This window comes from Pseudomonas sp. BE134 (assembly GCF_031456105.1).
In the GTDB taxonomy this organism is placed as follows: domain Bacteria; phylum Pseudomonadota; class Gammaproteobacteria; order Pseudomonadales; family Pseudomonadaceae; genus Aquipseudomonas.
Genome location: NZ_JAVDUA010000019.1, coordinates 18,281 through 37,219, shown reverse-complemented (window position 1 = coordinate 37,219; position 18,939 = coordinate 18,281). Strand labels below are relative to the sequence as shown.

Genomic DNA, 18,939 nt, shown 5'->3' with positions numbered 1-18,939 from the left:
AAGTCATTGGGTGGTCACCGTGTGCCAGTCGGAGGCGTCAATGAAACCCAGCATGTGTGTCGTTTGAGGCGTTGGAGCGGAGATAAACAGCGAGGCGCCATAACCCAAAGTCAAGGTTGGCAACTTGAGGTTCTTTTCGAGTTGCGTCATGCATTCACTGTGGGTCACCAGAATCAGATTGCGGCCCGCTACTTTGTGCGCCAAGGCCTCACGCAACATTGTGCCTTTGCAACTGATTAGCCAATCCTCACCGAAGCCACCCTTGCTGAACATAAAATCGGCGGTCTGTGCAGCACGCAGGATCGGACTGTGGTAAATGTCGGCCTTGTTCAGCCCGAGGCGCTGGAACTGCGCGCCCACGCTGACCGCAACGCTTCGGGAGCGCTCGGTGATGCCCTCACTGCCCGCCAGGCAAAGGGCCGCGGAGTGATCGCAACGTTCGACATGGCGCACCAGCACGATCATGTCGCCCTTGGCCCAGCCGTCCGCTAATGCCTTGGCGCCCGCGACATTGCCATGGGCCAGATCCGGCACGGCGTCAGGCTGTAACAGCCATACCGTCAATGGGACCGCCAGCAGCGCGGCAGCCAGCACCACCGCTGCATTGCGATAGCGGGCATAGCGGCTCAAATCAATCGAGCGTTTTATCCCGAGCAGGTTCAGTCTCAATTCCACATCAAACCGCCTCGCCGGCCAGTACCACTGTCATTCAATCCCGAGAGGGTAATGAGGCGTGCGTTGGCAGCGGGTGAAACTCATGTGAAAAAAAGCTTAAAACTCTTGTTACAGATTCCGTCCTACAAAATCCTTTCAGCTCTCGCAAATACGGCCGATACAAACCTGCTACCTACCTTGCTGGCGCCCAAAAACAACAATCTTCCAGCCAATCGATGATCAAGAAGCACAACATTCCTGGAGGGATTGATGAAAAGCTGGTTCGGCAATATCAGCGTGAACGTGAAACTGGGCCTGGGATTCGGCCTGGTCCTGGCTCTGACCTGCGTCCTGGCCCTGACGGGCTGGACGAGCCTGGGCAGCTTGATTGATCGCAGCAACTGGATGAGCGACATCACCCAGCTCAACGCCGGCTTGACCAAGCTGCGCGTGGTGCGTCTGCAATACATGCTGACCAATGGCGACGAAACCGCCGCGCAGAACGTACAGACCACCCTCGATGCCTTCTCGGCCCAACAGCAAACATTGCTGTCGACATTCAAGAGCCCGGAAAACCTCAAGCTTCTTAAAGAGCAAGGCACCGTCATTGCGGCGTACCAGACCTCCCTGAACAAAATGCGCAGCGCCTACCGCACCGGCAACAGTGCCCGCGACGCCATGGCAGCTCATGCACAAACCGCCAGCACCTTGATCGATGCCCTCAGTTCCCGGGTGCAGCAAATGCCCCTGGGTGATCAGCGTTTCGAACAATTCCAGGCCATCACAGCCGCCAAGGAAGCGTTCATCCTGGCCCGCTACGAAGTGCGCGGCTACACCGCCACCACCAACGTCGAAACCGAGCAAAAAGCCGTCGGCCAATTGGATGCGGCGATTGCCAGCCTCAAACCACTCAATGTGCAATTCGCCGAGACTCAGTTAGATGCCCTGCGTCAGCTGGAAACCGCGCTGGCCAACTATCGAAGCGCCTTGCAGGCTTATAAAGCGGCCAACACTGACGCCGTGCAGGCTCGCAAGGAAATGACTGACCAGGGCGCCGCCATCGTCACTCTGAGCGATCAGCTGTATCAGATTCAGCTCGACCGCCGCGATGCCGAGAGCGCCAAGGCCCGCACCCTGCAATTGATCAGCACCTTGCTCGCGTTGCTGGTCGGCGTGATTGCCGCCGTGATCATCACTCGTCAAATCACCGGCCCGATTCGCGACACATTAGCTGTGGTGGAACGCATCGCCAGCGGCGACCTGACGCAGAACGTCAACGTCACTCGCCGTGACGAACTGGGTGTGTTGCAGCAAGGCATCGCACGTATGGGCGTGACTCTGCGCGACCTGATCAGCGGCATCCGCGACGGCGTCACCCAGATTGCCAGCGCCGCCGAAGAACTGTCCGCCGTGACCGAGCAAACCAGCGCCGGCGTCAACAGCCAGAAGGTCGAGACCGATCAGGTCGCCACTGCCATGCACGAGATGACAGCGACCGTGCAGGAAGTCGCGCGCAATGCCGAAGAAGCTTCGCAAGCCGCCGCAGCGGCAGACGGCGAAGCGCGCGAGGGTGACAAGGTGGTCAACGAAGCCATCGCCCAGATCGAACGCCTGGCCAGCGAAGTGGTGCGCTCCACCGAAGCCATGAGTGTGCTGCAACAGGAAAGCGACAAGATCGGCAGCGTCATGGACGTGATCAAAGCCGTCGCCGAACAGACTAATCTGCTGGCGCTCAACGCCGCGATTGAAGCCGCCCGAGCCGGTGAAGCCGGTCGTGGGTTCGCCGTGGTGGCTGATGAAGTTCGGGGCCTGGCCCAGCGCACGCAGAAATCCACCGAAGAGATCGAAGGCCTGGTGGCCGCTCTGCAGAGCGGCACGCAACAAGTGTCGGCGGTCATGAACAACAGCCGCACCCTCACCGACAGCAGCGTTGCGCTGACCCGCAAGGCCGGTGTGTCACTGGAAAACATCACCCGCACCGTGTCCAACATCCAGTCGATGAACCAGCAAATCGCCGCCGCTGCCGAACAGCAAAGCGCCGTGGCCGAAGAGATCAGCCGTAGCATCATCAATGTACGTGACGTGTCGGAACAGACTGCCGCTGCCAGCGACGAAACCGCCGCGTCGAGCGTTGAACTGGCGCGGTTGGGGAATCAGTTGCAGATGATGGTCAGCCATTTCCGCGTTTGACATTCACTTTTGATCGTTCCCACGCTCCGCGTGGGAATGCCGCAACGGACGCTCTGCGTCCGCTCCTAAATGTGACGCAGAGCGTCACGGGCTGCATGCCCACGCAGAGCGTGGGCACGATCAATCAACCCATTACCCTGTGGGAGCGAGCCTGCTCGCGAATGCGTCAGGTGAGTCACCGCGTCCCGCGCTGACGCAACGCCGACGGCATGAAATACGCGTCTTCCGGCACCGCTTGGGCGAAGTCCACGGTGGCCGGTTCTTCGTTATCCAGGTTCTGCACGTAGTAACGACGCGCCTGCAAGTCATGGAAAACGTCCAGCGCACTCCAGGTGGTGGGCAGGTCGTAGAAGTTTTTCAGGTAGGCCATCGACACCCGCCACAACTCCCCTCGCCCGTCATATTGATCCACCAGTGCGGCACCCCAACTGTCCTCGTCCAGAAACAGCACGCGCTTGGAATAGATATGCCGCGAGCCCGGCTTGAGCGTGCCTTCGACTACCCAGACCCGGTGCAGCTCATAGCGGGTGTATTGCGGGTTGAGGTGACCCGGTGTGAGCAACTGCGCGTACTTCACCTCAGGGCTGCCGACCTTGTAATTGTTGTAGGGAATGTAGACTTCCTGCTTGCCCTTGAGCTTCCAGTCGTAACGATCCGGCGAGCCGTTGAACAAGTCGGTATCGTCCGCCGTGCGCAGGCCGTCGGATGAGGCGATCGGCGTGTCATATGCAAGGTTCGGCGCGCGGCGCACACGGCGTTGGCCGGCATCGTAGATCCAGGCCTGACGCGGGTCCTTGAGCTGGTCCAGGGTCTCGTGAACCAACGCCGCACCGCCGGCCAGCCGAGCAGGGCTCTTCACGAACGCCAGGTAGTAAAACAGGGTGTTTTTCAGGTCGGCAAACTGCCCGCCCGGGCGGTAATAGGTGAAGAGCCCTTCCTGTTGCGAGGTCACGAGCGCGAAGCTGCCATTGCGCTGCACCGGCGCTTCGGAAGCACGTCGAACTACATAGGTGCCGCGATAACGGGTGATGTGGTTCCACAGCGCCTCGATGCCATCCTTGGGCACGGGGAACGGCACGCCGCCATAGGCATCGGCAAAACCGGTCCCGCCGTCGAGCAGCTTGGCCGACGTCGCATTCTTGAAGGTGTTGTCATACAGCCACTGCGGCGCCGAGCCCGACCGGCGAGAAGGATAGACCGGCATCTGGAAGGTGTCAGGGTAGCTGTTGAACAGGGCGATCTGACCCGGGCTGAGGTGGGCCTTGTACTGTTCCAGGTTGGCCTTGGTGATGGTGAACTGCGGCTTGTCCGCCGTATACGGGTCCGGGTGATGCTGACCCGGCTTGTAGCCTGCCGGTGCCTGGGTGATACCACCGGCCCAGGCCGGGATGGTCCCGGCGGCGTTGCCGGCACGCTCGGCGCCCAGCGGTGTCAGCGTGGTTTTCAATTGCTCGGCTTGCTGGGGCGTGATGGCGGCCAGCGTGCTGCCGGCGGCCAGGCTCAGGAACAGCGCCAGTGTGGTTTTGGTCAGGCGTGAGGTGTGAAACATGATCGTTCTCCGAAAAAATCCAGCAGGTCTGCAAAACACAGCAGATACCCTGTGGGAGCGAGCCTGCTCGCGAAAGCGGTGTGTCAGGCGACATCTTTATTGGCTGTGCGGCCGTCTTCGCGAGCAGACTCGCTCCCACAGGGGGGTTGTGTGTAGCAATCAAAGGAAGTACTTGAGGTTGAAGCCGACGTTGTCGCGATCACGCAGGCCGTTGTCCTGCCCACCACCGTAGAATTCGGTGTATTGCAGCTCGGCCTCCAGCTTGTTCTGGTAGTTGGCCTTGATCCCCAGGGTGTAGGCCTTGCGGCCCTCGATGGTGTTGCCCGCCTGATAACTGTTGCCCTTGAAATCGTCCTTGTAGACGACGTAGGGCGAGACGTTGACCCCGGCATACACGTCGTTCCAGGTGCCATTGACCATTGCGGTGTAGCTGTAGGAATCGCGGTTGACCTGGTCGCTGCGGCGGCCACCGGACACATAGGAAAAGTTGCCGGTGCCCGCGTAGTAACGGTTACTGCCGTCATACGCGGTGTACTGCAAGTTACTGCCGCGCAGGTGCTCGGATGCCAGCTCGAACACGCCGAACATCGAGTCGAAAGACAGGCTCGGACCAAAGTTGTAAATGGTGCCCAGGGAAGTGTTGAACGCTTCCACCCGCTCAGCGTTGTTGATCTGGCCATCGAGCGTGACTTGCTGCCCGCCAATGTTGATGCTCTGGCCGCCTGCCAATGCGGCAGCGCCGTTGGCCAGGTCGCCGATCAGGTCGTTGGTGGCGGCGACCCCGATGGGCAGGTTCGGCCGATAGGCCACTTCACCAAACACCGACGCCTGGCCCAGGGTGGTGTTGAAACTGAAGCCGTACATGCGGATGTCTTCCGCGTAGCGACGATGAGCCTGAATATTGCCCATCACATCCACGGTCGCCAGGCCGTTGGCCAGTTGCCCCGCCTGACTGCCGGCGACTCCGGTCAACAGGTTGGTCAGGGCATTCATGTCGATGCCCTGGTAACCCCCCAGATCGGCGGAGACAGTCGGTTCCTTGGCGTGGTAGTTGACCAGGTATAACCCGAACTCGGTGCTGTTGAGTTCTTCTGCGACGTAGCGAAAGGCAAAACCGAACTGACCGTCATTGCGCGCGTTGTAATCCTTGCCGACGGTCGCCACCTTGACGATATTGCCGAAGGTCGGGGTCACCCCGTTGGCATAAAGGCCGGTGCTGCTCAGGGCCTGGTTGAGCGAGGGGTTGTTGCCCAGCGCGCTGTACAGGTCGATCACGTTACCGAAGCCAGGCACCGGGGTGTCCAGCGCGGTATTGGTAAAGTTGTTGTAGCCGGTGTTGCCGCCGTCGGCGAACAGGTCCGTCTGCGAGTAGAACGTACCGACCGGGTCGATGCGGGTTTCCTTCCAGTTCGTCTGGTAGAAGCTTTCCATGGTCAGGGTGTCGGTCAGGCCGATGTTGAAGCTGAGCGCTTCCACCGGCACCAGCACTTCCTTGACTTCGGCCCCGGGCAAACGGTACTTGGCCGCGTCCACCGGGTTGGTGGTGTTGATCCCGCCCCGGTAGAAAACCCCCTCGCCCCAGTTGAACACCTGGCGCCCGAGACGCGCCGTGACCGGCATCTGTACCACGTCCCAGTTGCCATAGACGTAGGCGTCGAGCATCTCCACCCGGCTACCGGCGATATCGCGGGTCTGGTCAGTGAAGTGGTCATCCTGCGGGTAACTCTGGCTCGGTTGCGACGGGTTGTTGTTGCGGTAGTAGTCGTTGCGTTTGTCCATCAATTGGGTGTCATAGAACGCGGTGCCGCGCATGAACATTCCGTAGTTCTGATAGTTGGCCTCAAGCTCCGAGGTGATCTTGTACACCTCGGAAACCAGCCCGGTGTCGAAGTTGCGATTGCCGTCGTTGGTATTGATGTCGTCGTTGTTCTTGTCCCGGCCCTGGACTCGCCACAAACGGCCATAGGACAAGGTACTGTCGAAAGAACCGGTGACCTGATTGTCCAGCACGCTGAACTCCTTGGCCTGCACGCCGTCGATCGCGCACAGTTGCAGCAGCCCTGCCAGGCCGACGCCGGGGAGCGCCGCGCCAGACAGGCGAAATCGAGTGTTCATGATCTATTCCTCTTCCCTGGTTTTATTGTTTTTATGATGTCTGTGTCAGTGGGCCATGTTGCCGCGATGGCTATGGCGCCAATCCCGTACTGACATAAATCCGGCTGTGCGCGCCGAAATGCCCCAGCAGTCTGAACAGCTGTCGGTTAAGTGCCGGATGGTCGAAGTCTTCGCGCTGCACCTGGTTACCGGCGCTGAAATCGCTGGTGGCCGGTGCCGTGTCCAGCCACTGCCCGATGGCTTCATCGAACGCGGCGGATGCGTCGGCGGACTCGGCACTCACCACCTCGAGCAGGTAGTCCACTGAGTACGGCGGGTAGCGAACGTCTTGTACAAGATCGGCGTAAGCCTTGAGCATCGGGTGTGGCTGGCCTTCGCGCAGCAGGCGACGAAGCCAGGTCGACTGATATTTCTCCACTTCCATGTGCCGGGTGGCGACCCGTTCGATGGCCGCCTGCTTATCGGCGTCGAAGCCGGCCAACGCCTTGCTTTCCAGTAGCAGCAGGCTCGCCAGTTCGACACCGGGCAGTGGCTTGGCGTGATAAGGCTGGGTCAGATCCTGAACGTGGTGAAGGCCCCAACCGAGAAAACGATAACCCCAGTAAGGATGGCCAGTGGCAAACGCCAATCTAGCCAAACCCCTGTACTGGTAGGCACGCCAGTCCGGCCAGCTGCGCTGAAGAAATCCGGCGGCGGCATACACCACCTCACTTTCATGGAAGAACCCCATATGGAACGGCGCCTGGGAGCTGTACTGAAACCGTGCATCGCCAAAAGACTGCGGGCCGAAACCGTACAACGCGCCGACCAAGCCTGGGTTGTCGCTGAACAGGTTGATGTCGTGGCCGTAATCCGGCTCATCGGCAGCGCTGGCCAACACGGCCAGGGGCGCTACTTTTTCGCCGTCCGCCACGCGGATGAAACGCTGGCGATTCCACGGTGAGAGCGTCTGCTCGACCATGACCTGCTCGGTTTTAAGGTGTTCACGCTCGGCCAAATCCTTGCCGGGCAACGGCTGGATAACCATCGCCAGATGAATCTGTGGATTGATGCGCATCGCGGTGAGGAAGTCGTGCCGCAAGTTGTCCCCAGGCACGGTTGGCAGCCGCAGGTTATCGGGGCGCGGCGGGTACTGGGCGAAGTGCTCGCGGGCGAACTGTTCCTGTTCTTCCAGCAACGCGCTCACGGCTTCGTATTGTTGCGCGAGAAACTGCTCCAGCGGCTCGACTTCAACCTGAGGAGCATTGTGCAAGGCCGACAGATCCTGCAACGCCAGGTAGCTGCCCACCGTATGGTTGGACCACCCCCACGCCATCGGGGCCGTTCCACAAAGCAGCAGCAGGAGGAATGTCAGCTTCATTGTTTTGGTTCTTATTGGACGTGCTGTGGGGTTGAGCCTAACAACCGACCCAGCCCCTGACACTGTCCAATCTCACCAGAAAAGCTCTCCGATAGCGCCACACCCAAGGTGCAAAAAAAACACGGGACATTGTGGGAGCGAGCCTGCTCGCGAATGCGGTGGGTCAGTAAAATCAATGGTGACTGACACTCCGCTTTCGCGAGCAGGCTCGCTCCCACAGAGGGCTGCGGTGTATTCCTAAGCGGGGTAACCGGTGATTTTGCGGATGCTTTGGTACAACGGTTTGAGCTGCCGGTACATTCGCAGGTAGACCTCTTTGTACAGTCGCTCATAGATCTGCTGCGCCTCGGGTTGCGGCATGAACACCGCACCTACCCGTGTCATGGCCGCCATCGCGGTGGGAAAATCCGCGTGCAGCCCCAGTCCCACCGCGCAGCAAATGGCCGCACCCAGACCGGACGCTTCGTAGACGTGCGGGCGCTCGGCCGGCAGGCCAAAAATGTTCGCCGTGAGCTGCATCGCCGCATCGCTCTGGGAGCCGCCACCGGCGACACGCAAACGCTTGACGGAGACCTTCGAACGTTTCTCGATGTTCTCCATGCCCTGGCGCAAGGCATACGCCAGGCCTTCGAGGATTGCCCGGTAGATATGCGCGCGGGTATGCACATCGCCGAAGCCGATCATTGCGCCCTTGGCTTCCACACCCGGTTCGCGGATGCCGGGCGTCCAGTAGGGTTGCAGCATCAGCCCCATGGACCCCGGTGGCACGGCGTCGACCAGTGCATCGAAGAGTTGTTCGGGTTCAATGCCCTGCGCTTTGGCCTGCTGCATTTCCCGCAGGCCGAACTCGTTCTTGAACCAGCTGACCATCCAGTAGCCGCGATATATCATCACCTCGCAGTTGTAATGATCCGGCAGCGCAGACGGGTAAGGTGGAATCAACGGGACGATTTCCAGGTAGCGCGACCGGGTACTGGTGATCGTTGCCGTGGTGCCGTAGGACAGGCACACCGTGTCAGCGTCGACGACACCGGAACCCACGACTTCGCACGCCTTGTCGGCACCCGCGGCGATCAGGGGCAGTCCTTCGGGAATGCCGGTGTGGCGGCTGGCCTCGGCGCTGATGTAGCCCAGGGTTTCACCGGGCTTATGCAGGCTCGGCAATTGCTCGGGACGCACCGCCAGCGCCTGCCATTTCCAGTCGCTGGGCGCGGCCCATTTCAGACGTTTGAAATCGAACGGCAGGTAGCCGACGCAACAGCCCACGGAATCGACAAAGCGCCCGCACAGGCGATGAGTGAGAAACCCCGAGAGCAGCAAAAACTTGTCGGTCGCCGCCCATACTTCGGGTTGGTGGCGGGCGATCCAGTTGGCCTCGGCCTGGGCGCGAAAATAATCCACGGTGGCTTGCGCGCCGACCAGTTTGAACAGCCAGCCCCACGGCCCCTTGATCCCGCCTTCGACTTCAGTCTGTCGTTGATCGAGCCAGAGGATTGCCGGGCGCAGCGGCTTGCCCTGGGCATCGACATTGATCAAGGTGCCGCGCTGAGTGGTCAGGGATACGCCGGCAATCTGCGAACGATCGATACCGGTTTGCTGCCACACCTGCTGGCAGGCTTCGCCCAGTTTCGCCCAGTAATACTCCGGGTCCTGCTCGGCCCAGCCGGGTCGTGTCGAGTAATAGGCCTGCAACTCGACCTTGCCTTTGCCCAGCAGATTGCCCTGCAGGTCGAAGAGCAGCGCACGCACGCTCTGGGTACCATTGTCGATGGCCAACAGGTAACGCTTGTTCGGGTGGTTATCCATGGAGCTCTCTTCAATGGGCATGGGTCGCGCACATTCCTGAATTCTTATAATCCGTAGCCCGTAGCAGCTGTCGAGCGGAGCGAGGCTGCGTCCGAGAACAACGTTCTCGTCATCTCTACCCCGGAGGTTTTTCTGAATCTGCGGGGTGGTGGTTTTGCGACGGCTTCGCCGCCGAACGCTGCCTCGCTGCGCTCGACAGCTGCTACAGGGTTATGGGTGCTCAACGCGACTGCCGGGCAGACCGTGATGGCGTTGACATAACGCCTGATAGCGCTGCAACTCCTGCTGCCAGCGCTCATCATCCCAGCGGAGTCGCGGTTGGCAGAGTCGGCGGATGGCCGCAAAGTATTCCTCGGCGCCACGTGGCAGCAACAGGCCCAGACGGGTGCGACGCAGCAGCAGGTCATCCAGGTGCAGGACCATTTCCGAATCACAGGCAAAGGCCAGTTCCGCCCACAAGGTGTCCGTGGCGCCAACGCTGTCATGGCCCAGTTCCTTGATCAGTTTCGCCAGCCTCGGCAGGTCCCGGCCATGCCGCCCGGCCAGGCGTCGCCACTGGCTGCCACAGAGCCCGGGGATTTCCAGCGGCGGCACGGCGGCAAACACCGGCGCGGCGTCATCATCAAAGGGGCGGTCGAGCATGGTCGCGCAGGCCTTGAGCACTTCGATGGCCTGCGGGCGAAAGGTGGTCAGCTTGCCGCCGGCCAGCGTCACGCAACCGGGCTCGTGCCACAGCACATGCTCACGGGTTTCATTCGACGGTTTGAGTTCACCCGCCGCACTGCCCACCACCGGGCGCACGCCCGACCAGGTCGACAGCACGTCGGCAGCGACCACTTCAGCGCCGGGGAATTGCTGATTACAGGCCGCCAACAGATAGTCGAGTTCCTCAGCGCTGATGCTCGCGCTCTCATCCAGATCCTCGCGATGATCGAGGTCCGTGGTGCCAATCACCGTGGCACCCTCCCACGGGAAAACGAACACCGGTCGACGGTCGCGCTCGTGAAGGAAGGTGAAGGCCTGCGCCACTGGCAGGCGCCAGCCCGGCAACAACAGATGACTGCCACGCAACGGGCGCAACTGGCGAGGGGCATCGGGCAGGCGCAAGCGCTCGGCCCACGCGCCGGTGGCCACGGCCAGCACACCACAACGCAATGTCAGTAATCCGCCCCCCTCGCAGTCTTCGACCTGAACCCCGCAAACGCGCCCCTCTTCACGCAGCAATTGCTGCACGCACACGCCGTTGAGCACCACGGCGCCGTCGGCCCGAGCCTCACCCAATACGCGCATCACCAGACGCGCATCATCGGTCAGTGCATCGACAAAACAGGTGCCACCCAGCAGGTCATGTTCCTTTACCCCCGGCGCCAGATAACGCAGTTGTTGCGCGTCATGGAAGCGATGGCTGCGCCGTCCGGCCAACGCGTCATAAATGGACAACAAACCACCCAGCACTCGCGGTCCGGGAAAGCCACCACGGTAATGCGGCATCATGAAACTCATCGGCTCCACCAATCCCGGCGCTTCGTCGAGCAGGCGCTGGCGTTCGCGGACCGAATCGCGGGTCAGGCGCCACTGGCCCTTGGCGATATAACGCAAGCCGCCATGGACCATTTTCGAAGATCGGCTGGAGGTGCCCCAGGCGAAATCTCGCTGCTCAAGCAGCAGACAGCGCCAGCCACGGCGCGCAGCTTCGCGCAGGATACCGGCGCCGCTGATGCCGCCGCCGATGACGATCAGGTCCCAGGTTTCATCCGCCAATGTCGGCAGCACGCGCTGTCGCCACGCGGCGTTCCAGTCCAGGCTCATGGCCGTCACTCCTGCAACAGCGTGCCAGGGTTCAGCCGCCCGGCCGGATCAAAATGCCGGCTCAGCACCTGCAAGGCGGCCATGGCCAGCACGCCCTTCTCACGCAGCAGGTACGGCGCGTGATCCTTGCCCACGCCATGCTGGTGACTGATGGTGCCGTGGTTGTCGACGATGGTCTGGCTGGCCGCCTGCTTGAGCGCCTGCCAGCGGGCCAGGGTCGCGGGGTAATCCACTGCCGGGCGAAACACATAGGTGGTGTAGATGCTCGATCCTTCGCCGTAGACATGGGACAGGTGGGTGAAGACATGCACCCGTTCGCCTTCAGCCGCCAAGGCATCGCGCAGGCTGTTTTCGATGAGCGTGAGCAAGTTATCAACGTTGCTCCAGTCGGTGGCGGTTTCCAGGGTGTCCACCACATAACCGGCGTTCCACAGGTTTTCCCGCAGGTAGGGAAAACGGAAGCGGTTCTGCGCCCACTTCTTGCCAAGCAAGGTACCGGTAAACACCCCACCGAATGACTTGAGGTACTTGCGGGCCTGGCTCAGGGATAGCGCATTTTGCCGGCGATTGCCGGTTACGCCGAACGTCAGCAGGCATTTGCCCTCACCGGCGCCGCGCAGGGCCAGGTACTTTTCCAGCCAGGCGATCTGCTGCGGATGACCGGCCAGCGCCAGCTGGGTTTCGGTTTCCACCGCGTTGGACAGGCGCAGCATCGACAGCGGCACGCGCGCCTGGGCCAACTGGCGGATGGCTTGCAGCGCTTGCGGCCAATCGGGCAGAAACACCCCGTAGAAACGTTCATCGGCCGGCAGTGCGCTGACCCGCACCTTGACCTCGGAAATGATCCCGAAACGCCCCTCACAACCCAACACCACTTCGCGCAGATCGGGACCGGCCGCCGAGGCCGGGAAAGTGGGAATTTCCAACGGCCCGACAAAGGTTTCCAGGGTCCCGCCGGCGAACAGTTGCTCGATTCGCCCATAGCGCAACGATTGCTGGCCACTGGAGCGACTGGCGACCCAACCGCCCAGGGTCGACAGCTCCCACGACTGTGGGAAATGCCCCAGGGTGTAACCCCGGGCGCGCAGCTGACTTTCCACTTGCGGCCCTGTCGCACCGGGGCCGAAAGTGGCCAACAAACTTTGTTCGTCGAGGTCCAGCAGGCGATTCATACGCGCCAGGGAAACCGTCACCACGGGCCGCGCGGAACTCGGTGGATTGATGTGCCCGGCCACCGAAGTGCCGCCGCCATAAGGAATCAGGCACAGGTCCTGCTCATGGGCGAGGGCCAGCAACTGGCGAACCTGTTCGGCGCTTTCGGGAAATGCCACGGCATCGGGATAATTGCCCAACGCGCCTTCTCGCAACGCCAGCCAGTCCGGCAGGCTCTGACCCCGGGCATGCAGCAAACGATCATGGGCATCCACGCTGTACAACGGGTGTTGCTGCAACCGCGAGGCCGGTACTCGGGCCAATGCCGTCTCAAGCGTCGCATCGGGCAGCGCTCGACCGTCCCCCACCCGCCGGGCGAGAAAACTCGCGCCCTGGGCCGGCAGCTCGACCACCGTGCTTGCATCTCCCCAGCCGTTCCAGCGTCGCATGCGTGTGTCCTTTTTGCGGTTCTGATCAGTAATATTTCAGGCCCCCATACTAGTCAGCTGCCCGAAAGTGTCACGGTCGCATCCGGCCAGTTCGAGTAGCCAATTGAGTCAAACGTCGCGCAGGCGTCAGCCATTTACTTTAGCCGTGGTTTCAAATTACCTTTCAGCGCATTCATCCGCGCACGCGGGCCTGATCAAAGGAAGACGATCATGCAATCCCTGGGCTTCACTTCCGTTCCGCCGTTGCTCAAATACCTGCGCCATGCCGAACAACTGGGCGTGGCCATCGAGCCTGCGTTGGCGGCTGCCGGGTTGCAGGCGCAGCAGTTGAGTGACAACAGCCTGCGGTTGCCGGGTGAAGCCCATGAACGGCTGCTCGATTATTTCTGCGAACACTCGGGCGATCCGTTGTTCGGGCTCAACGCCGCGCGTTTTGTGTTACCCAACTCCTGGAGCGTGCTGGGTTACATCACCATGAACTGCGCGACACTGGGCGATGCCATGAGCCGCATCATGCCGTTCGAGAAACTGGTGGGAGACATGGGTGTCAGCCGCACCGAGGTGCAGGACAGCGACGTGCACCTGATCTGGACATGTCGCTATCAACGCCCGCGTATCCGCCGGCACCTGGTGGAAAACGTGCTCGGCTCCTGGCTGCAATACGCGCGCTGGATCGCTGATACACAGATGTCGCCGGCTGCCGTCTGGCTGGAACATCCACGCCCAGCCGAGACTGCGCTGACGCAGTACGAGCAATTCTTCGACTGTCCGGTGCTGTTCGACCAGCCTTATTCGGCACTGATTGTCCCATTGCCGTATTTGCAGTTGCCCTTGCGCCAGGCCGATGCGCAATTGCTGCGCACCCTGGAAGAACATGCCATGGGGTTGATGGCCACACTGGAGGACGCATCGCTGGAACAGCGGGTCAAAAGCATCCTGCGTCAATTGCTCAAGGAAGGTCTGCCGCGCAAGGAGCAAGTGGCCGAGCAGCTCACCGTGTCGGTGCGTACGCTGCAACGCCAGTTGCATCAGGCCGGCACGTCGTACCAGCAAATCCTCGATGACCTGCGTCAGGAGCTGGCCGAGCATTACCTGCTCAACAGCACGCTGCCGATTCAGGACATCGCCCAGTACTTGGGTTTCACCGAACCCCGCTCGTTTCACCGTACGTTCAAAAGCCGGCGCGGGATGCCCCCGGGCGAGTTTCGCCAAACCCACCGGGTGCCGGACGAAGGCTGAAAGCTCAGAGGCTGATTGCGTTGGTGAACACCAACCGATTGCCGAACGGGTCGGCAATGGTCATGTCCTGACTGCCCCACGGCATGGCCTGAATCTGTGGATGCGAAAACGTGTATTCCTTGGCGATCAGCTGCTGCTGAAACGCCTCCAGCTCATCCGTCTCGATGCGCAGTGCCGAACCCGGCGTGCTGTCGCCATGGTGTTCGGACAGGTGCAGCACGCACTCGCCACGGGAGACTTGCAGGTACAGCGGGAAATTCGCTTCAAAGCGATGTTGCCAGTCGACCTTGAAACCCAGGAAGTCGACGTAGAATTCCAACGCCTTGCCTTCATCGAAAATCCGCAGGATCGGGGTGATTTTACCGAAGCTCATGCAGTTACTCCCTGACTGAAAAGACCCCCATTGTAGCTGGGTCGAATAACAGCGATTCGGCTTGGCGGCGGCTTTCTTTAATTGCAATGTGCCACTAGTGTGACGGACCACTAATAACGCTTACTGAAACCCGTCACGCAGATCCCCTTCCCGCGCCAAAAACCGCCCTTTCCGTTTACCGTTCGCTTTCCCATCGCGGTAACTCAACACACCGTTGACCCACACCCCGTCAATCCCTTCCGCCGCCCGTTGCGGGTCGTTGAAATCCGCCACGTCACGAATGGTCAGCGGATTGAACAACACCAGATCCGCCCAATGCCCTTCGCGGATTTCGCCACGTTCCTTCAAGCCAAACCGCGCCGCCGACAGCCCAGTCATCTTGTGTACGGCGGTGTGCAGCGGAAACAGTCCGACATCGCGACTGAAATGACCAAGCACGCGAGGGAATGCGCCCCACAAGCGCGGATGCGGAAACGGGTCTTCCGGCAATCCGTCAGAGCCGACCATGGACAGCGGATGCGCGAGGATGCTTCGTACATCTGATTCGTCCATTGCGTAGTACACCGCGCCAGCCGGTTGCAATTGGCGGGCGGCGTCGAGCAACGACATGCCCCACTCGGCGGCAATGTCCATCAGGTCGCTGCCACCCATCTGCGGGTGCGGCGTGGACCAGGTAATGGTGATGCGGTGAGCATCGGTGACTTGCTTGAGGTCCAGCGTCGATGAACTCGCCGCGTAGGGATAACAATCGCAGCCCACCGGGTGGGTTTTCGCCGCGTTTTCAAGAGAGGCTAGCAGTTGCGGACTGCGTCCCCAGTTACCGGCACCCGCGCATTTCAGGTGGGAAATAATGACCGGGGATTTCGCATGACGACCGATCTGAAACGCCTCGTCCATCGCCTCCAGCACCGGTTCAAATTCACTGCGCAAATGGGTGGTGTACACCGCGCCGAACGCCGTCAGTTCTTCAGTCAGTTGCATCACTTCGTCTGTGGTCGCGGAGAACGCGCTGGCATACGCCAGGCCTGTGGACAAACCCAACGCGCCAGCCTCAAGGCTTTCTCGCAGTTGCTCGCGCATCGCACTGATTTCTTCCGGCGTGGCGGTGCGAAACAGGTTATCGAGATGATTGCTGCGCAACGCGGTGTGGCCGACCAGTGCGGCGACGTTCAGCGTGGTGTTTGCCGCTTCGACCGCCGCGCGGTAGTCGCTGAACCTGGGATAGACAAACGCCGCAGCAGTGCCGAGAAGGTTCATCGGGTCCGGTGGATTGCCCTTCAGACTCACCGGCGAAGCACTGATCCCGCAATTGCCGACGATCACTGTGGTCACGCCCTGGCTGAGTTTGGGCAGCATCTCTGGGTGGCGGATAACCACGGTGTCGTCATGGGTGTGGACGTCGATGAAACCCGGCGCCAGCACGCGACCGACAGCGTCGATTTCTTCAGTGGCAGTGGCGTCGTGCAAGTCGCCGATGCGCTCGATGCGACCGTTCAGAATCGCCACGTCGGCGGAGTAGCCGGGGCGGTTGCTGCCGTCGATGATCAGGGCGTTGCGAATCAGCGTGTCGTACATCATGTCAGTCTCCCAGCGGCAGGGGATCGTCCGCCGCGGTCATCGTACACCTGTCGCGTTCAATCTCAGTCGTGACTCACCCGCGCGCGTTTCAGCAGTTTCTTGCAGCGTTCCGACAAGTGCAGCACGCGCAGATGCTTGCCGGCCTTGGTGTAGCGTTCGCGCAGTGCATTCAGCGCGGCAATGGCCGAGTAATCGACGAAGCTCAGATGACGGCAATCCAGCGTGACCTGAGCGGGATCATTGGCCGGGTCGAATTGATTGAGGAAGGGTGTCGTCGAGGCAAAGAACAGCGTGCCGTGCACCCGGTACAGTTTGCTGCCGTCGGTTTCCAGATGACTGTCGGCGTAAAGCTGCCGGGCCTGCTGCCAGGCAAAGTTGAGTGCCGCGATGATAATCCCGCACAGCACCGCAGTCGCCAGATCGGTGAACACGGTAATCACCGTCACGGCAATGATCACCAACACGTCGTTCAACGGCACTTTGTTCAGCACCCGCAGCGAAGCCCAGGCGAACGTTTGCTGGGACACCACAAACATCACCCCGACCAGCGCCGCCCGCGGGATGCGTTCGATCAACGGCGATAGAAACAGAATGAACAGCAGAATCATCACCCCCGCAGTTACCCCGGACAACCGCCCACGCCCACCGGAACTGAGGTTGATCACCGTCTGGCCGATCATCGCGCAACCGCCCATGCCGCCGAACACGCCAGAGACCATGTTGGCCGCACCGAGCGCCACGCACTCGCGATCGGGGAAGCCACGGCTCTCGGTGATTTCGTCGGTCAGGTTCAGGGTCAGCAAGGTTTCCAGCAGACCGACCAGCGCCATCAAAATCGCGTAGGGTGCGATGATGTGCAGGGTTTCAAGGCTCCAGGGAATATCGGGCAGTGCAAAGGTCGGCAAGCCACCGGCAATGTGCGCCATGTCGCCCAGCGTACGGGTCGGCAAACCCAGCAGATAAACGGCCAGCCCGACGCCCAGAATCGCCACCAGTGCTGGCGGTACAGCACGCGTGAGACGCGGCAGCAGGTAGACAATGGCCATGGTGACGGCCACCAGCCCCGTCATCACGTACAGCGGCGTACCGCTGAGCCAGGTGTCACCGCTTTTGAAATGCTCCAGTTGCGCCAGGGCAATGATGATCGCCAGGCCGTTGACGAAACCGAGCATCACCGGGTGCGGGACCATGCGCACCAGCTTGCCCAGCTTGAGCATGCCAAACGCCAACATGATCAACCCACCGAGCAGCACGGTGGCCAGCAAGTACTGCACGCCGTGTTGCACCACCAGCGCGACGATCACCACGGCCATCGAACCGGCAGCGCCAGACACCATGCCCGGCCGCCCACCGAACAGCGCAGTCAGGGTGCAAATGATAAACGCCCCGTAAAGCCCCATCAGTGGATTGAGGTGGGCCACCAGCGCGAAGGCGATGCATTCGGGCAGCAGGGCAAAAGAGGTCGTGAGCCCGGCCAGGACATCGGCGCGTAGACGTTTTGGTTTCATGGAGGGGACCGCATGCAGGGAGTGACGAGAAGAAAGTGCGCGGATGGTACGGAATTGCGGATGGCCCGGCCAGTTTATGCGGATTCAGAAATGCCTTCGCGAGCAGGCTCGCTCCCACAGGGGATTTGCGTCGATCACAAATTCCTTGTGGGAGCGAGCCTGCTCGCGAAGGCAGCGACGCGGTCTAAAGCGAACTCAAACCATCTCGTCCCGAATCCACTCAATCACTGACATCCGCTTCGGCACCCAACCCAGCAACTCACGCGCCTTTTTCCCCCGCACCCGGCTATTGGAACCCAAACCATAGCTGGCCATTTCGTACCCCCACTCGGCTTCGGCATCTTTCAACGGCCAGTCTTGCGGCGCGTCCAACTCCAGCGCCTGGGCAATGGCAGTGGTCATGTCGATGAACGACGCTTCGCCGCTTTCGACGAAGTAGAACGTGCCGGGCAGGTTTTTGGTCAGCGCCAACAAGTACAGGGACACCACGTCTTCGATGTGCACGTTGGACCAGATGTTCTGCCCCGGACCGACATGCCGGACCACGCCACTTTTACGCGCCTGTTTGAGCAAGCGTGGCAGTTGCACGCTGTCGCGGTTGACGCCCAGGCTGTGGCCGTAGATCAGGGTGTTGCAGATCACGGCCGAATTCACGCCGTCTTTCGCTGCTGCGAGGATCAGGTTGTCGATGGCCACGCGAGCGGCCTTGTCGACGGTCGGTTCCGGCAGCTTGTCTTCGAAATAGATAACGTCGCTGGTTTTTCCGCCCGAGGCATCGCCGACGATGCTCGAACCGCTGGTGTGCAGGAACACTTTGTTGGAGCCGCGCAAGGCACTGAGCAAGGCTTCCACCGCGCCGCGATGGTCGCTGCTGGCGGCGTTGATCACCGCATCGGCAGCGCGAGCCTGTTCGGCCAGCAGTGCGCTGTCGTCGAGCGTGCCGATCACCGGGGTGATGCCCAACGCGCTCAGTTCATCGGCTTGTTCCTGGCTGCGAACGAGGCCGGTGACCTTGTGGCCCGCCCGGATCAGGCCGGTGGAGATGGAGCCGCCGATGAAACCCGCTGCGCCGGTTACGAATACGTTCATGGAGAAACTCCCTGCGTGAATAAGTGATGCAACGAGTATCGAGGAGTGATCACTGATGAAAAATCCCC

The 18,939-nt window shown here is 61.1% G+C and carries 13 protein-coding genes and 1 pseudogene; 3 read left to right on the top strand and 11 right to left on the bottom strand.

The genetic code is table 11. The features are described 5' to 3' along the window. Positions 1–3 precede the first annotated feature (3 nt). Positions 4–675: a histidine phosphatase family protein gene (locus J2Y56_RS16850; protein WP_310334336.1), complete on the bottom strand. Its 672-nt coding sequence runs from the start codon at positions 673–675 to the stop codon at positions 4–6. Between the two features lie 249 nt (positions 676–924). Between J2Y56_RS16850 and J2Y56_RS28495 the strand changes: the two are divergent. Both J2Y56_RS28495 and J2Y56_RS28490 read left to right on the top strand, forming a co-directional pair. After that, a pseudogene (locus tag J2Y56_RS28495) lies at positions 925–1,986 on the top strand (methyl-accepting chemotaxis protein); the annotation flags it as partial. Beyond that, positions 1,981–2,844 carry a methyl-accepting chemotaxis protein gene (locus J2Y56_RS28490; RefSeq protein WP_405046863.1) on the top strand — a complete coding sequence of 288 codons (864 nt, stop codon included), beginning with the start codon at positions 1,981–1,983 and terminating at the stop codon, positions 2,842–2,844. The pseudogene J2Y56_RS28495 and the gene J2Y56_RS28490, both read left to right, overlap by 6 nt. A 175-nt stretch (positions 2,845–3,019) precedes the next feature. On the opposite strand, the gene J2Y56_RS16840 is transcribed toward J2Y56_RS28490, so the two are convergent. From J2Y56_RS16840 to J2Y56_RS16815, 6 genes are all read right to left on the bottom strand, one after another. Beyond that, the gene (locus tag J2Y56_RS16840; RefSeq protein WP_310351491.1) at positions 3,020–4,393 is read right to left on the bottom strand and encodes a DUF1329 domain-containing protein; all 1,374 of its coding nucleotides are present in this window, start codon (positions 4,391–4,393) and stop codon (positions 3,020–3,022) included. Between the two features lie 159 nt (positions 4,394–4,552). Next, a complete protein-coding gene (locus tag J2Y56_RS16835) occupies positions 4,553–6,508 on the bottom strand; it encodes a DUF1302 domain-containing protein (RefSeq protein WP_007946301.1) in 1,956 nt (651 codons plus the stop codon). Positions 6,509–6,578: 70 nt separating this feature from the next. After that, complete coding sequence (locus tag J2Y56_RS16830; protein ID WP_310351488.1) at positions 6,579–7,868, bottom strand: phospholipase; 1,290 nt, start codon at positions 7,866–7,868, stop codon at positions 6,579–6,581. A 237-nt stretch (positions 7,869–8,105) separates the two neighbouring features. Beyond that, a complete protein-coding gene (locus tag J2Y56_RS16825) occupies positions 8,106–9,674 on the bottom strand; it encodes an FGGY-family carbohydrate kinase (RefSeq protein WP_033049301.1) in 1,569 nt (522 codons plus the stop codon). 210 nt (positions 9,675–9,884) lie between these two features. Next, positions 9,885–11,483 carry a glycerol-3-phosphate dehydrogenase/oxidase gene (locus J2Y56_RS16820; protein WP_310351485.1) on the bottom strand — a complete coding sequence of 533 codons (1,599 nt, stop codon included), beginning with the start codon at positions 11,481–11,483 and terminating at the stop codon, positions 9,885–9,887. Between the two features lie 5 nt (positions 11,484–11,488). Continuing rightward, positions 11,489–13,084, bottom strand: a complete 1,596-nt coding sequence (locus J2Y56_RS16815) for an FAD-binding oxidoreductase (RefSeq protein WP_310351483.1) — start codon at positions 13,082–13,084, stop codon at positions 11,489–11,491. Between the two features lie 210 nt (positions 13,085–13,294). On the opposite strand from J2Y56_RS16815, the gene J2Y56_RS16810 reads away from it, so the two are divergent. Then, on the top strand, positions 13,295–14,323 hold the full coding sequence (locus J2Y56_RS16810) for an AraC family transcriptional regulator (RefSeq protein ID WP_310351481.1): 1,029 nt from the start codon (positions 13,295–13,297) through the stop codon (positions 14,321–14,323). A 4-nt stretch (positions 14,324–14,327) separates the two neighbouring features. Here the strand turns inward: J2Y56_RS16810 and J2Y56_RS16805 are convergent, their stop codons facing one another. From J2Y56_RS16805 to J2Y56_RS16790, 4 genes are all read right to left on the bottom strand, one after another. Next, complete coding sequence (locus tag J2Y56_RS16805; RefSeq protein ID WP_007946308.1) at positions 14,328–14,696, bottom strand: glyoxalase superfamily protein; 369 nt, start codon at positions 14,694–14,696, stop codon at positions 14,328–14,330. A 120-nt stretch (positions 14,697–14,816) separates the two neighbouring features. Then, complete coding sequence (locus J2Y56_RS16800) at positions 14,817–16,274, bottom strand: amidohydrolase family protein (RefSeq protein ID WP_007946309.1); 1,458 nt, start codon at positions 16,272–16,274, stop codon at positions 14,817–14,819. A 62-nt stretch (positions 16,275–16,336) separates the two neighbouring features. After that, positions 16,337–17,782, bottom strand: coding sequence for a SulP family inorganic anion transporter (locus J2Y56_RS16795; protein ID WP_310351478.1), 1,446 nt, complete (start codon positions 17,780–17,782; stop codon positions 16,337–16,339). Positions 17,783–17,977: 195 nt separating this feature from the next. Then, positions 17,978–18,871: an NAD-dependent epimerase/dehydratase family protein gene (locus J2Y56_RS16790; protein ID WP_310351475.1), complete on the bottom strand. Its 894-nt coding sequence runs from the start codon at positions 18,869–18,871 to the stop codon at positions 17,978–17,980. Between the last annotated feature and the right edge of the window lie 68 nt (positions 18,872–18,939).

What these genes read in the sequence shown, in the direction of transcription:
- J2Y56_RS16815 (WP_310351483.1), bottom strand. Translation starts at nt 13,084, where the DNA reads ATGCGACGCTGGAACGGCTGGGGAGATGCAAGCACGGTGGTCGAGCTG.
- J2Y56_RS16835 (WP_007946301.1), bottom strand. Translation starts at nt 6,508, where the DNA reads ATGAACACTCGATTTCGCCTGTCTGGCGCGGCGCTCCCCGGCGTCGGC.
- J2Y56_RS16830 (WP_310351488.1), bottom strand. Translation starts at nt 7,868, where the DNA reads ATGAAGCTGACATTCCTCCTGCTGCTGCTTTGTGGAACGGCCCCGATG.
- J2Y56_RS16840 (WP_310351491.1), bottom strand. Translation starts at nt 4,393, where the DNA reads ATGTTTCACACCTCACGCCTGACCAAAACCACACTGGCGCTGTTCCTG.
- J2Y56_RS16790 (WP_310351475.1), bottom strand. Translation starts at nt 18,871, where the DNA reads ATGAACGTATTCGTAACCGGCGCAGCGGGTTTCATCGGCGGCTCCATC.
- J2Y56_RS16810 (WP_310351481.1), top strand. Translation starts at nt 13,295, where the DNA reads ATGCAATCCCTGGGCTTCACTTCCGTTCCGCCGTTGCTCAAATACCTG.
- J2Y56_RS28490 (WP_405046863.1), top strand. Translation starts at nt 1,981, where the DNA reads ATGGGCGTGACTCTGCGCGACCTGATCAGCGGCATCCGCGACGGCGTC.
- J2Y56_RS16825 (WP_033049301.1), bottom strand. Translation starts at nt 9,674, where the DNA reads ATGGATAACCACCCGAACAAGCGTTACCTGTTGGCCATCGACAATGGT.
- J2Y56_RS16805 (WP_007946308.1), bottom strand. Translation starts at nt 14,696, where the DNA reads ATGAGCTTCGGTAAAATCACCCCGATCCTGCGGATTTTCGATGAAGGC.
- J2Y56_RS16820 (WP_310351485.1), bottom strand. Translation starts at nt 11,483, where the DNA reads ATGAGCCTGGACTGGAACGCCGCGTGGCGACAGCGCGTGCTGCCGACA.
- J2Y56_RS16795 (WP_310351478.1), bottom strand. Translation starts at nt 17,782, where the DNA reads ATGAAACCAAAACGTCTACGCGCCGATGTCCTGGCCGGGCTCACGACC.
- J2Y56_RS16800 (WP_007946309.1), bottom strand. Translation starts at nt 16,274, where the DNA reads ATGATGTACGACACGCTGATTCGCAACGCCCTGATCATCGACGGCAGC.